The sequence below is a fragment of the Dyadobacter bucti genome (genome assembly GCF_005869225.1).
Classification (GTDB): Bacteria; Bacteroidota; Bacteroidia; order Cytophagales; family Spirosomataceae; genus Dyadobacter; species Dyadobacter bucti.
This window is the reverse complement of sequence record NZ_SWFP01000008.1, coordinates 129,998-143,356: the sequence shown is the minus strand read 5'-3', so window position 1 is coordinate 143,356 and position 13,359 is coordinate 129,998. Positions and strand designations below refer to the sequence as shown.

The 13,359-nt window shown below is 43.9% G+C and carries 11 protein-coding genes; 8 read left to right on the top strand and 3 right to left on the bottom strand.

Features of this window, described 5'->3' with window-relative positions:
- Positions 1–353: 353 nt before the first annotated feature.
- The 4 genes from FBF61_RS24615 to FBF61_RS24600 all read left to right on the top strand — a co-directional run bounded on the left by FBF61_RS24615 (position 354) and on the right by FBF61_RS24600 (position 2,922).
- On the top strand, positions 354–953 hold the full coding sequence (locus FBF61_RS24615; RefSeq protein WP_138482333.1) for an RNA polymerase sigma factor: 600 nt from the start codon (positions 354–356) through the stop codon (positions 951–953).
- Entirely contained in the window at positions 928–1,176 is a 249-nt protein-coding gene (locus FBF61_RS24610) for a hypothetical protein (protein ID WP_138482331.1), read from the top strand. Before FBF61_RS24615 ends, FBF61_RS24610 begins: the two co-directional genes overlap by 26 nt.
- Positions 1,177–1,323: 147 nt before the next feature.
- Positions 1,324–1,980 carry an endonuclease III gene (gene nth, locus FBF61_RS24605; protein WP_138482328.1) on the top strand — a complete coding sequence of 219 codons (657 nt, stop codon included), beginning with the start codon at positions 1,324–1,326 and terminating at the stop codon, positions 1,978–1,980.
- A 147-nt stretch (positions 1,981–2,127) separates the two neighbouring features.
- Positions 2,128–2,922: an FKBP-type peptidyl-prolyl cis-trans isomerase gene (locus tag FBF61_RS24600; RefSeq protein ID WP_229215201.1), complete on the top strand. Its 795-nt coding sequence runs from the start codon at positions 2,128–2,130 to the stop codon at positions 2,920–2,922.
- A gap of 88 nt (positions 2,923–3,010) precedes the next feature.
- Here FBF61_RS24600 and FBF61_RS24595 read toward each other — a convergent pair whose 3' ends face one another.
- Together FBF61_RS24595 and FBF61_RS24590 are read right to left on the bottom strand one after the other, a co-directional pair.
- Positions 3,011–3,610, bottom strand: coding sequence for a sugar transferase (locus FBF61_RS24595; protein WP_138482324.1), 600 nt, complete (start codon positions 3,608–3,610; stop codon positions 3,011–3,013).
- 9 nt (positions 3,611–3,619) lie between these two features.
- Complete coding sequence (locus FBF61_RS24590) at positions 3,620–6,028, bottom strand: alpha-ketoacid dehydrogenase subunit alpha/beta (RefSeq protein WP_138482322.1); 2,409 nt, start codon at positions 6,026–6,028, stop codon at positions 3,620–3,622.
- Positions 6,029–6,237: 209 nt separating this feature from the next.
- Between FBF61_RS24590 and FBF61_RS24585 the strand changes: the two genes are divergently transcribed.
- Positions 6,238–6,633, top strand: a complete 396-nt coding sequence (locus FBF61_RS24585) for a DUF1573 domain-containing protein (RefSeq protein ID WP_138482769.1) — start codon at positions 6,238–6,240, stop codon at positions 6,631–6,633.
- Positions 6,634–6,694: 61 nt separating this feature from the next.
- Here the strand turns inward: FBF61_RS24585 and FBF61_RS24580 are convergent, their stop codons facing one another.
- Positions 6,695–9,598, bottom strand: coding sequence for a putative LPS assembly protein LptD (locus FBF61_RS24580; RefSeq protein ID WP_138482320.1), 2,904 nt, complete (start codon positions 9,596–9,598; stop codon positions 6,695–6,697).
- Between the two features lie 75 nt (positions 9,599–9,673).
- Here FBF61_RS24580 and FBF61_RS24575 point away from each other — a divergent pair, with 75 nt between their 5' ends.
- The 3 genes from FBF61_RS24575 (at position 9,674) to FBF61_RS24565 (ending at position 13,318) form a co-directional block, all read left to right on the top strand.
- Positions 9,674–10,471: an N-acetylmuramoyl-L-alanine amidase family protein gene (locus FBF61_RS24575; protein ID WP_138482318.1), complete on the top strand. Its 798-nt coding sequence runs from the start codon at positions 9,674–9,676 to the stop codon at positions 10,469–10,471.
- Positions 10,472–10,613: 142 nt separating this feature from the next.
- Positions 10,614–11,582: an MlaD family protein gene (locus tag FBF61_RS24570; protein ID WP_138482316.1), complete on the top strand. Its 969-nt coding sequence runs from the start codon at positions 10,614–10,616 to the stop codon at positions 11,580–11,582.
- Between the two features lie 122 nt (positions 11,583–11,704).
- A complete protein-coding gene (locus FBF61_RS24565; protein ID WP_138482314.1) occupies positions 11,705–13,318 on the top strand; it encodes an acyl-CoA carboxylase subunit beta in 1,614 nt (537 codons plus the stop codon).
- Positions 13,319–13,359 lie beyond the last annotated feature (41 nt).

Here is a 13,359-nt window from a genome sequence, read left to right as displayed (position 1 = left end):
AAGTGATATTCTCAGTCCGGGCAAAATTTTTCTTTTATTTTTTACAATATATGATCGAAATACCTGGTGAGAATCGTATATCTATTTGATAAGTTCTATTAATTATTATAATAGGTACACGGTCATGTTATTGCGCACCAGTATTCATGAAAACGTCGCCAAATTGTTAACATGTGTTAATAGAAAATAATTTGGAAAAAAAAGAAACCCAAACATTTGCAAATTATTTCTCAAATCTATTTCTTTGATTCGTATAATTCAAAATACATCCAAGCTACTTCATTTTTTCACTTACACAGAAAGGAGAAACAATATCGACGAACCGCTCTACGTTAACTAAATCGAATAGGAAAATGGAGAAAGTCCAAGTTAGCGACAGTGAGTTGGTAACATTGTATATCCAAGGTAATGAGAAGGCTTTTGAAAAGCTTGTTCAACGCCACAAGTCAAGAATATACACCACTATTTATCTGATTGTCAAGGATCAATATGTAGCCGAAGACTTATTACAGGATACATTTATTAAGGCCGTTGATACGATAAAAGGTGGTAGATATAATGATGAAGGCAAGTTCCTTCCCTGGATAATACGTATCGCACACAACCTCGCCATTGATTATTTCAGACGCGATAAACGCTACCCCAATGTAGTGTTCGAAGATGGAAGCAGTGTTTTCAATACGCTGGATTTTTCGGAGGATTCCGTTGAGTCGATCCAGATTCGTCAGGAGACGCATGAGCAGCTGCGGGAGATGATCCAGCGGTTACCTGATGTGCAAAAGCAAGTATTGATCATGCGCCACTATGAGGACATGAGCTTTCAGGAAATTGCGGATGCCACAGGCGTGAGTATTAATACGGCATTGGGTAGGATGCGTTACGCGCTAATAAATTTGCGTAAGCAGTTCAATCAACGTGCCCCACAGTATGACAAAAACTTTTACCTACGATGATGTTGTAAGGTATTTATATGCCGAAACATCAGAAAATGAAAATGACCTGATTGTTGAGGCGCTTGCCCTTAACGAAGATTTGATGAACTTCTACATGGATTCTCTAGAAATACAGAGTCAGATGGATGGAATCGTTAGAACTCCTTCGGATGTCACGATTTCGGAAGTTTTCAAATATTCTCAACAATTTTCACCAAAACAGCCTGCAGCTCTTTCTTGTTAGAGTAACAGGCTGTTTTGGTGTTTAAGCTGTCACTTTAACGGCTTAATGGTTTTGTATTGAGGAGGCGAGATATTTCTTTGCTTGAATTTATCGGTGTGCCATGGCAGCCTGGATTTTATTTCCCTGGCAGAGGATGTAATTTTGTCTATGCTTAAAAAAGAACGCTTCAAATTATTTTTGGATTATTTTATCCAGAACTTTCCCGAGCCAGAGACTGAACTTCATTACGGGAATCCGTACGAACTTTTAGTTGCTGTGATTTTGTCTGCGCAATGCACAGATAAAAGGGTCAATATCGTTACTCCGCCTCTTTTTGAACGCTTTCCGGATCCTGAGTCGCTGGCTGCTTCGAATGCCGAAGAAGTTTTTAGCTACATTCGGTCTATTTCATATCCAAATAATAAAAGTAAACACCTTGTAGGTATGGCCCGCATGCTGGTTGAAGATTTCAATTCTGAAATTCCAGCCTCTGTGGACGAATTACAGAAGATGCCTGGAGTGGGGCGTAAAACTGCCAATGTGATTGCTTCGGTTATCTTTAACCAGCCCGCGCTGGCGGTTGATACACACGTTTTCCGCGTGTCGCGTCGACTTGGACTTGTGCCGCTAACGGCAACAACACCACTGGCTGTCGAAAAGGAGCTAATGAAATATCTCCCCAAAAGCCTCGTTTACAAAGCCCACCACTGGCTTATACTACATGGTCGGTACGTTTGCCTTGCCCGCAGCCCGAAATGTGCGGAATGTCACTTGAAATCCTTTTGTAAGTACTATGAAAAATTGATACAGCAAGAAGTTTTTTAAGAATGTTTACAACTATTTATCATCCGGTTGAGTCTAGGTTGAAATAGTGGAAATTTATATTTTGTTTGAACGAAAAGTAAAAAAATGAAGCGTACCAATTTAACATTGTGTTTCTTGTTGGCGGTAATTCTTGGCCTTTCAGGCTGTATGGATTCATCTAGCAATCAGGACGAACAAAAAATTATCGAGAACGAAGCGGCGATTGAAGCATACCTTAAAACTGATAGCGCCGGATCGACGGCAGTGAAGGACAGTTCGGGTTTGTATTACATCAAACGCGTTCCAAATCCAGCTGGAGAGCTAGCTAAACGAGGTGATGCAGCCACTATCAAGTATACTGGCTACTTGCTGAATGGCACCAAGGTAGTTTCCTCAACTGTGGACAATAAGGTAGATTTCACGTTTCCTGTCCAGGGATACCAATACTGGGGAGGCATAGAGGTTGGCATCTTTTTAATGAGAACAGGCGAAAAAACCACCTTTTTATTGCCATTTTATCTGGCTTCGGGAAATGTTGAAAAAGTGAATATTCCTGCGTATTCGCCAATTCGCCTTGAAGTGGAATTTATAAAAACCCGTACCGAAATTCAGCAGATAGACGATTTTATAACTGCCAAAAAATTCGTAGTGTCCGAGAGAACGCCCGAAGGCTTGGTTATTGTACGAACAAACACTGTAGCAGGCGACACGATCGGTCCCGGGAAATCGGTAAGTATCAAGTATACCGGGAAGCTATTGAACGATACAAAGTTCGACGACGGTACCTACAACTTCATTACTGGAAATAGCAATGCGATCAAAGGATTTGATGCCGCTATCCGCAGAATGCGTAAGACCGAGAAAGCGATTATTGTATTTCCGTCGTCTCTTGGGTACGGAAAAACAGGAAACGGGAGTATCCTGCCATATTCTCCATTACAGTTTGAGGTAGAGGTTTTATAAAAAACACCAGACTATCATACCCTCCGAGACCTTCGTCCCGGAGGTTTTTTATGTCGGGCCCGGCCTGTTTAATAGTAAGCTGTCGCATCTAACCGGTGAACTTTTCCATGCATTTGTCCTTATTCTGATTTATGCCTTTTCTGTTCACTACTGACATTACGGTCAGGAAAATGATTTTCATATCCAGTTTGAACGACCGGTTCTCAACATACCAAAGATCGAATTCAAATTTTTCCTCCCAACTTAAAAAATTTCTCCCCCTGATTTGTGCCCAGCCTGTAATGCCCGGAAGAACTTTGTGGCGTTTTCGCTGATCAGGATTATATAATTTCAGGTATTCGGGTAGTAAAGGCCTTGGTCCGACCAGACTCATATCTCCTTTTAAAACATTCAAAAGCTGAGGAATTTCATCAAGAGATGTTTTTCGAAGTAAATTCCCAATATATGTAATTCTTTGAATGTCAGGCAAAATGAATCCTTGCTCAGTTTTCAAGCTGGTCATTGTACGAAATTTAATGAGGGTAAATATTCTTTCGTTTAAACCCGGCCTTGCCTGCAGAAAAAAAGGATGTCCATCATTTGTGAAGTACAACAGGATTGTCAGGAAAAGAAAAAGCGGAGAAAGGATTATTAATCCAGTCGCCGCCATCATGATGTCTAAAAATCTTTTGCCTGTTTTGAGATACATTCGGATCTGCTAAAATAACTCCGGATAACTTTCTGGATCCGTTTCATGCATGATCCCGTAGGCGGTTTCCAGGATATCGTCCATATTAGGTTTGGAGAAGTAATCACCATCGGATCCGTAAGGCGGACGGTGGTCCTTTGCGGAAATCGTCACGGGTGGAGAATCAAGCCAGCGATACGCATTTTGTTTTTCAATCACTTGCTGCATCATGTATGCAGATGCACCGCCGGGAAAATCTTCGTCGGCAAAAATAACGCGGTTTGTTTTCTTTATAGATTCAGCAATGCTACTGTTGATGTCAAATGGTAGCAATGTTTGTATATCGATAACCTCAGAGCTAATGCCTAAATTCTGGAGATGTAACGCAGCTTCCATCACAATACGACACATCGATCCGTAAGTCACAATGGTAATGTCACTTCCCTCACGTATCACCTCAGGCTGACCCAGGGGCAGGCAAATTTCACCGATATTGTCAGGCAGTACTTCTTTTTGGCGATAGGAATTAAGTGGCTCAACGATCAGGGCTGGGTCGTCGCCTTTGATTAATGTATTGTAAAAACCTGCTGCCTGCGTAAAGTTTCTGGGAACAACCACATGCATACCGCGCAAGCTTCCCAGCATGGCTCCCATTGGAGAACCCGAATGCCAAATTCCCTCCAGCCTGTGCCCGCGCGTACGAACAATCAGCGGCGCCTTTTGCCCTCCCGCTGTCCGATAGCGCAAGGAAGCGAGGTCATCAGTCAATGTCGCCAGCGCATAAAATATATAATCGAAATACTGAATCTCGACTATCGGCCTTAAACCACGCATAGCTAATCCGATACCTTGACCAACAATTGTCGTTTCGCGAATACCGGTGTCTGTGATACGCAGTTCGCCAAACTTTTCTTGCAAGCCCGCAAGACCCTGATTTACATCGCCGATCATACCGACGTCTTCTCCAAGCGCTACTACACGCGGATCCTTTTCAAAAAGTGCATTGAAATAAGACCTTATCACATCCCGTCCATCTACAACAGGACTGTCTTCCGAATATACCGGGCTGACCGCCGAAACATTTAATGGAGATTCCGGTGATTCACTGTACAGGTTTGTGCTGAACCGGGCTTTATTGTCTTCTAGGCTTTTATGAAGAGAATCCTTCAGTGCTATTTTTGAAGAGAGATTTTCTTTGCCAATGATCCGTAGCGCTTTACGGATGCTGGATACCATATCCCGGCGAACGGGTAAATAGGTTTTTGTAAGTTCGAGAATTACATTGCTAAGTTCTTTTGAAAAAGAACTTTCGTGCATTACATCCTGAAGGATTTTTATGGTTTCGAGATATTCTTTATCAAGTTCCTTACGGTAGGCCTGCCATGCCATATTTCTAGCCTGAGTTGCACTTTCCTTCGCCTCTATTTCAATCTGTTCCAGCTCATCATCTGTTGCGTAACCATTTTTGAGGATCCAGTCCCTGAAATGAATGTTACAATCGGTGTCATTTTCCCATTTGAGTCGTTGCTTGGATTTGTAACGTTCATGTGAGCCGGAAGTGGAGTGGCCCTGAGGCTGCGTAAGTTCAGTTACATGTATCAGAACAGGGACCTGCTCGTTCCTGCATAAGTTAGCTGCCCGCTGGTAGGTTTCGATCAATGCCGGATAATCCCAGCCCTTCACAGTCAAAATTTCTATACCTGGTTCATCTTCATTTCTTTGAAGACCTGCAAGCGCTTTTGATATGCTGGCTTTGGTCGTTTGGTACTGAACAGGAACAGAAATTCCGTATCCATCGTCCCAGACTGAGGTCAACAAGGGAATTTGTAAAACTCCCGCAGCATTCATCGCCTCCAGAAACATTCCCTGAGAAGTAGAAGCATCTCCTATGGTCGCAAAAACGATTTCGTTCCCGTTATGTGAAAAGTTGGACAGATATTCGAGGTTTTGGTTGGCCCTGTATAATTTGGATGCATAGGCGAGACCAACTGCCCTGGGAATTTGCCCTGCTGTCGATGAAATATCGCAAACTGAATTGTAGATTTTGGTCTGATCAAGCCACTGACCGTTTTCGTCCAGCCAGCGGGTAGAGAAGTGCCCGTTCATAGACCGCCCTCCGGTGCTTGGTTCATGCGCCAGATCGGCGTGGGCATACATTTGGGCAAAAAATTGCTGCCATGATACATTTCCCAAGGCAGCCTCAATAGTTTGATCTCTGTAGTATCCCGAGCGAAAATCACCTCTTCTGAAAACCCTTGCCAGGGCAATCTGCGCCAGCTCTTTACCATCACCGAAAATTCCAAATTTAGAACGGCCACCCATCGTATCTTTCCTTCCCAGCAAGCTCACCTGACGACTTTCACAAGCAAGGCGATAGTCGTTTATAATATTTTCTTTACTCAGCACACTGGAACCGGTCAAACTGTCATTTTCAAGCATAAGCAAAAGTCACGGGGTATGAATCCGTAGTTAAATTACGTTTTTTTGAATGCAAGCCAAAATTATACAGGAAAATAATAATCCACTGTACCCATAGGGTATAACTTTAGAGGCATTGTTAATATTGGTTAATGTTTATTAAATTTAATTTTTAAACATTAATCTTGTTACCTATTTATTTTCCACCACTTAAATGTATTGTTTCAATTATGAAAGTTTTTGTTTCAGCTCTGGTTCTGCTTTTAGGCCTGACCACTGTTAGTTTTGCCCAAAAAGGTGTTTTAAAATTCAAAGAGGAAACACGGAATTTTGGTAAAGTACCACAAGGCACTCCTGTTACGCACGAGTTTGTTTTTACCAACGCAGGTACAGATCCTATCGTTCTTTCCAATGTAACGGTTTCTTGCGGGTGCACTACTCCGGTTTGGTCTAAAGAGCCGGTGATGCCAGGTAAAACAGGTTCTGTAAAAGCTACTTTTAATGCAGCTGCTGCAGGTCCTTTTAGCAAGCCGGTTACGGTTTTCAGCAATACTGAGGGTGGGTCTATTACTTTGTACCTGAAAGGGGAAGTGGTTCCTAAAGTTGCAAAGCCTGCTTCAAAATAGGGAATTCTATAAAGATCATGAGGTGGCTGTCCGGACTGGATGGCCATTTTTTTTGCAAAAATTAATAGGCTGATCTGTCGTAGAAGGAGCGGCGCCGGGTAACTTTCAAATCCTGGAGGATGCTGGATTTAACTTTCAGGGTAAAATTGTAATTGCTTACGCGTGAGGCGCTTCCTGCGAACGGTGTCCAGCTGAAGCTCATATCCCAGCAGTGAAGGTCACGGTAAAGGGTTAACGACGTAATAGTCGGTTGGAATGCAGTGAAGTCAAACCCGGTGTTGATGCTGATTTTAAAATTCTTCGAAAGGCTCAGATCTCCCGTTGCCTGAATCGCCTGAATCAACATTGCCTTTGAAAGACCGGGTTTCGTCAGTCCAAAGTTGTAGTTCAGAGAAACATTCCAGGGGATATTGAAATCCACATAAAGCTCGGGGTTTTGGGCAATAAATTCGCGTTGCTCTTCGGTAGTAGTGCTCGTATTTGTACCGTTTGTGCTCGGTGTGGAGCTGGTTTTGCTAGAAGTCTTGGGCGAAAAACTGGTACCCAGCGTAAAGCCGAGATTTTGCAGATTGGCCAGCCCCTGACCCTGGGTGATTGCATACTTATTTACTTTATAACCGACCTGATTGGTAAGAATCCTCGGATTTGCTTCATAAGCATAGGGGTCCAGGTTCATGTTGAAGTTCAGGTTCAGATTTCTTCCGATACGCGCATTGGCGTTGATCGTGATATTGGACAGATTCAGAGAGTCGGCTAGCAAATTGTAGCTTCCACCAAGACTTAAGTTGTCAAGCAGTGATACTTTTTCGAACTGAGTGGCAGCCGTATCGCTTTTTGTTTTCAGTTTCATTTCAAACGAGTTGTTCAGACTGAATGAAATTACGCTTGATGCCCGCCCGTTACCCACACCGCTTCCCACTCCACGGAAACGCGATAACGATAGCTGTCTGTCAACACCTTTGCTGTCCGTTACCGTTAGATTTTCGTAAAAACCAAATGCGTCTCCCGTGAAATCTGGTGTGTAAGTAAATGATAATGAAGGAATTACTGTATGTCTGATAGCTTCAAGGCGCTTGCCTCCGAAAAAGAAAGTACCGTAAAAGCGGGTGTTCATGCCTGCCCCAAAGGAATAAGAATATTCAGAACCAACCTGTTTAAGCGTGTCGATGCGTACGGTGTCTCCGCCTAGATGTGTGTATTTATATTGTTTTGTGAAAACCTCACCATTCAGGGAAAGGCTGGGCGTGATGTTGACAAACCGCAGAACTTTGAAATTGGGCAGTGAAATCGGGAGGCTGTAACGACCGGTAAACTGCGCATCCTTTAACATATCCGGCAGATTGCCTATGTTAAAAGGTACTACCTTAGTAACTAGTCTGCTAGAATCAACATTATTTTCAATTCTGAAACCAAGTCGTGAATACGAGGTATCAATGGCTGTCAGTGAGTTTGTCAATGCATAATTACCGCTGAAATCGAGTCCCAGACGAAAGCTTTCATACCAGCGCCCGCGTCCGCCTTTTAATGCAAAGGGTGCGATTTGATTTACACCAAAACTGAAATCGGAAGAAACGTTCGTTTTTCCGCCCTCCTTTTTCTGGGTTTGTGAATTAGTCTGCCCGAAATTCTGATTGACACGTAAACTGGCTGCCGCACGCATATACTGCCCGAATGTGCGATTGTACTGGACAGAAGAACTGGCCACGTTGGAAATGTATTTTTGAGTATCAAATTCCTGAAACTGGTTGTAGCTGTTACTGCTCACATTCACATTTGCAGAGAACTGAGAATTCCCGCGGGGTCTTGGCGCGTGTGACCAGATCACGCTGAAATCATTGGTAACGCCACTACCAACCAGCTTCTGCACCTCATCACTCGGACGGTTACGGTTGAAACGGAGAGCGAGGTTACCATTATACTGATAGCGTTTGGAATAAGTGGAAGTTACACCCAGCCCCCAGCTCCCAGTCGAGTAAATCTGGCCGGTGACCGACGCATTGATATATTCACTGATCGCAAAATAATACCCTCCTTCGCGCAGATAGAACCCACGTCCGTTGGGCTCTTCTCCGTAGGTAGGAAACAATATCCCCGAAGTCCCGGTCTCTTTTTTCTTCGGGAAAGGGAAAAATCCAAAGGGTAGGGCAATAGGCAGTGGAATATCACTGATCACGAGATTAAACGGCCCGGATATCACCTGTTTTTTATTTACCATTTTGATCTTCGGCGCATTGATATAATAATGCGGGTGTGTAAGATTACAAGTGGTGTACATCGAATGCCGTATATAAAAATTCCCTTCGGCATCTTTTTTTACCTTTTCTCCCCTGATATTACCATCACCTTCCTGTGTGATAATACCTTGTATCATAGCCTTTTTAGACTTGAAATTATATCTGATTTCTTTGGTATTGTAAGTTTCCGGGCCATCCTGAAATATAGGATCGCCGGTTATTTTCTTGGCGGTGGAGTCGTATGTACCAACTGCATATACTTCATTGGTAATCCAGTTTAGTCTGATATAGCTTGCTTTCAGATTAATGGTTCCGTAGGTAACCTCGGCGTTGCCGTACAAATGGACCTCTTTCAAAACAGCATCCATAACGGTGGAGTCTTCGGCTACATACTGCACCGTGTTATCAAGATCGTCGGGATTGGAAAGAGAGTCGGTAGCTGCCGAGTCGGCAGGGGTCAAACCATTGTTGGTGAGCGAAGTATCACCTTTTACGGTCGCTCCGTTCAATGACGTAGCAGGTTTGACAGTGCCGGATGTGTCCGCACCTGATCGTTTTTTTGCCGTAAGGAGAGAGTCTGCGGATGCTTTGGCAGAGGTTGATCCGTTAACCTTGCCAGAACTTCTACCGGGTCCCTTGGTGCGTTGCTGAACACATGCTACTGTGCTGAAAATTAGAAACGCTACAACAACTGACGATATAATAATCGCCTTTCTTTTCAGTTCTAACAAATAGAGTATTTTTGCATATCGATTGTCAAAATTAGCAGAGAAACCTCTAACGAGTAACGCCGTAATTAAAAAATAATGTTAAAAGTTCTTAAATTAGTAATTGTTGGAAGTTGCCTATTGACGAGCCTCGCCTTTGTTTTTCAAAATGAACCCCTTTCCCCTAAATCAAATAGTAAAGTTAATACGGTTGTAATCGACGCCGGGCACGGGGGCAAAGATCCTGGAACGCGGGGAAGAAGAACAAAGGAAAAAGATGTCGCACTAGCCGTGGCGTTGGAGCTTGGCAGGAGAATCAAAGATGAGACGCCTGAAGTAAAGGTGCTGTATACCAGGTCGACGGATGTTTTTATCGAATTGGGAGAACGCTCCGCATTTGCCAATCGTAACAACGCCGACCTTTTCATTTCCATCCATTGCAATGCAACACCGAGGTCCAGATCGGTGAGAGGAACGGAAACTTTTGTAATGGGTTTGCATAAAACCGAAGGTAACCTGGAAGTAGCAAAGCGGGAAAACTCGGTAATCTTGCAGGAAACCAATTACAAACAAAAATACAAGGGATTCGACCCCAATTCTCCCCTGGCGCATATTATGCTCGCCAATTACCAGAGCGCTTTTATATCCAGCAGTCTCCGTTTCGCGGATCACGTTGAAAAGAAATTCCAGTCGGTTTCCGGTCGTGAAAGCAGAGGTGTGAAGCAAGCCGGTTTTTTGGTTTTGTGGCGCGCAGCCATGCCCAGTGTCCTGATTGAAACCGGGTTTTTATCTACACCGGATGAAGAAGATTATCTCAGTTCAGAAGACGGACAGGCTGAGGTTGCGGAGTCGATCCATCAGGCATTCAAGTTGTATAAGTCAGAAATGGATCGCTGAATAATGCAGAGGCCGTTTTGTATTTGCCAAAACAATTTTGAATACTTTGGTGTTAACATGAAAAACGAGTTACTTACAATCAGCTGAAAAATTATTACTGCATTTAAAGCCTGCTTTTTGTGACAGGTAAATTAATTAGTCCATGAAATTATCAAGAGAAGCAAAAGTCGGTGTAATGGCCATATTCGCCATGGTAATGTTGTATTTCGGCTTTCATATCCTCAAAGGCTCCGATGTTTTTTCCCGGACGCATAAGTACCATGTGATTTACGATAATATTGACGGATTAACTGCCTCCAATCCGGTATTGTTAAATGGATTGAATGTAGGGCGGGTTCAGGAAATCAAGTTGTTGCAAAACAGGAAAAACCATTTACTGGTGATTCTGGATGTGCAGAAAGGCATAATCCTTCCGGGAGGTACCGCGGCAGTACTGGCTGATGGAGGGTTGCTCGGCGGTAAAGTAATCCACCTGTCGATGGGTACAAAAGGCGGAGCTTTGCAAGAAGGGGACACTTTACTTGCGAGCAAGGAAGCCGGCATTTCGGCAGTTTTGCAGGAACAGGCATTGCCATTGGTTACCCACGCGGATTCACTGGTGAAAAATCTCTCCCTGGTAGTGGCTGGATTTGAAGAAACCGGCTTGATATTGAATGATGTTCTCAGGAATTATAATCAAACCGGTTCGAGCCTGCAGGGACTTCTGGCTGAAAACCGCAGTAATTTGCTTGCTTTAACTTCCAATTTGAATAAGCTGTCAAGTTCGCTTGTCGAAACTGAAAAAGAACTCAAACCCCTTTTGTCCAAAACCGGAACACTGGCGGACTCTTTGAATGCACTGAGATTGGGGGAGACCGTTCAGGGAGCTAATAAAACAATCGCTGAACTACGTCAGATACTGGCCAGTGTGGAATCCGGAAAAGGTACTGCTGGAAAGCTTATTAAAGACGAAACACTCTACAATAACCTGGACCGCACGGTAGTGAGCCTTAACAAGCTTTTGACTAATCTGCGTGAGCATCCTAAGCGTTACATCAGCATTTCAGTTTTTGGTAAAAAGGACAAAGGTCCTTCGGAATCACCTCTTGACACCGCTACTCAGATTAAGTAGGGTAATAAAAAGATGTAGCTCATCATAAAATAATGAAGTCGTTTGCTTACCGGTGAACGACTTTTTATTTTTGAAAACGGCCGGTATTTATATCAATTACAGCTTCATTACTTCACCAGACTATGACAAACCAGGAAAGCTTTTTGCAATTGGTACATACCCTCCGTCAGAAGTATGATAAGGTGAAACTGGGCGGCGGTCAGAAGAAGATAGATGCGCATCACCAAAAAGGTAAGCTCACAGCCCGGGAACGCATTGATTACCTGATCGACACAGATTCACGGTTTCTGGAAATCGGGGCTTTTGTTGCGGATGGAATGTATGAAGAAGAAGGAGGTTGCCCCTCGGGCGGAGTAGTTGCCGGAATTGGCTATGTGTCTGGAAAACAATGTGTGATCGTTGCCAATGATGCCACAGTGAAAGCAGGCGCGTGGTTTCCTATTGCAGCCAAAAAAAATCTGCGCGCACAGGAAATTGCAATGGAAAACCGCTTGCCTGTAATTTACTTGGTGGATAGTGCGGGGGTATATTTGCCACTCCAGGCCGAAGTTTTTGCAGATAAAGAGCATTTCGGACGAATTTTCAGAAATAATGCGCAAATGTCCGCAATGGGAATTGTCCAGATTTCGGCTATCATGGGAAGCTGTGTGGCGGGCGGGGCTTATTTGCCTATTATGTCTGATGAGGCTTTGATCGTCGAAGGTACGGGCTCATTATTTCTGGCCGGGCCCTATCTTGTTAAGTCCTCGATAGGGGAAGATGTAGATGCCGAAATTCTGGGAGGCGCCACGATGCATTGTGAAATATCGGGCGTAACGGACAACAAGTTTCCCGACGATAAATCCTGTCTGGACGCAATTAAAAGGCATATCGATAAAATTGGCAAACCGATTTCAGCAGGTTTCGACAGAAAAATACCTGAGGCACCAGCCAGGCTTCCGGAAGAAATTTATACAGTACTTCCGGTCGACAGACTGAAACCTTATGATATGCGCCAAATTCTGGAGTGTATTGTGGACGGGTCGGAACTGGACGAATACAAACCTGATTATGGAAAAACGGTCATATGCACATATGCGAGAGTGGACGGCTGGGCAGTAGGAATTGTGGCCAATCAGCGTAAAATGGTAAAATCCGGGAAGGGCGAAATGCAAATGGGCGGGGTAATTTATAGTGAGTCAGCAGACAAAGCAGCCCGTTTCATTATGAATTGCAACCAGAAGAAAATCCCGCTGGTGTTTTTCCACGATGTTACCGGATTTATGGTAGGCAGCCGTGCCGAGCAGGGTGGTATTGTGAAAGACGGGGCAAAAATGGTCAATGCAGTAGCGAATTCGGTTGTTCCTAAATTTACGTTTATAGTAGGCAATTCTTATGGTGCGGGAAATTACGCCATGTGCGGAAAAGCCTATGACCCAAGGTTGATTTATGCCTGGCCTACCGCGCAAATGGCGGTCATGAGCGGATCCACCGCGGCGAAAACATTATTACAGATTCAAACCGCCACTTTAAAAGCCAAAGGCGAAACAATTACTCCAGAGGCAGAAAAAGAACTTTTGGATCAGATTACAGATCGCTATAATGCGGAGCTGTCGCCGTATTATGCAGCGGCCAGGCTTTGGGTTGACGGTGTCATTGACCCTCTGGAAACCAGGCAGATCATTTCAATCGGGATCGAGGCGGCAGATCAGTCACCGATTACCAAGGCGTTTAACGTCGGTGTTATGCAGGTCTAGAATATCTGAACTTGAACAGAATATTTACTTTATAAAACCTT

Bases quoted from the DNA above. Each gene is read 5' to 3' on its own strand.
- FBF61_RS24615 (WP_138482333.1), top strand. From the start codon at position 354: ATGGAGAAAGTCCAAGTTAGCGACAGTGAGTTGGTAACATTGTATATC.
- FBF61_RS24610 (WP_138482331.1), top strand. From the start codon at position 928: ATGACAAAAACTTTTACCTACGATGATGTTGTAAGGTATTTATATGCC.
- nth (WP_138482328.1), top strand. From the start codon at position 1,324: ATGCTTAAAAAAGAACGCTTCAAATTATTTTTGGATTATTTTATCCAG.
- FBF61_RS24600 (WP_229215201.1), top strand. From the start codon at position 2,128: ATGGATTCATCTAGCAATCAGGACGAACAAAAAATTATCGAGAACGAA.
- FBF61_RS24595 (WP_138482324.1), bottom strand. From the start codon at position 3,610: ATGTATCTCAAAACAGGCAAAAGATTTTTAGACATCATGATGGCGGCG.
- FBF61_RS24590 (WP_138482322.1), bottom strand. From the start codon at position 6,028: ATGCTTGAAAATGACAGTTTGACCGGTTCCAGTGTGCTGAGTAAAGAA.
- FBF61_RS24585 (WP_138482769.1), top strand. From the start codon at position 6,238: ATGAAAGTTTTTGTTTCAGCTCTGGTTCTGCTTTTAGGCCTGACCACT.
- FBF61_RS24575 (WP_138482318.1), top strand. From the start codon at position 9,674: ATGTTAAAAGTTCTTAAATTAGTAATTGTTGGAAGTTGCCTATTGACG.
- FBF61_RS24570 (WP_138482316.1), top strand. From the start codon at position 10,614: ATGAAATTATCAAGAGAAGCAAAAGTCGGTGTAATGGCCATATTCGCC.
- FBF61_RS24565 (WP_138482314.1), top strand. From the start codon at position 11,705: ATGACAAACCAGGAAAGCTTTTTGCAATTGGTACATACCCTCCGTCAG.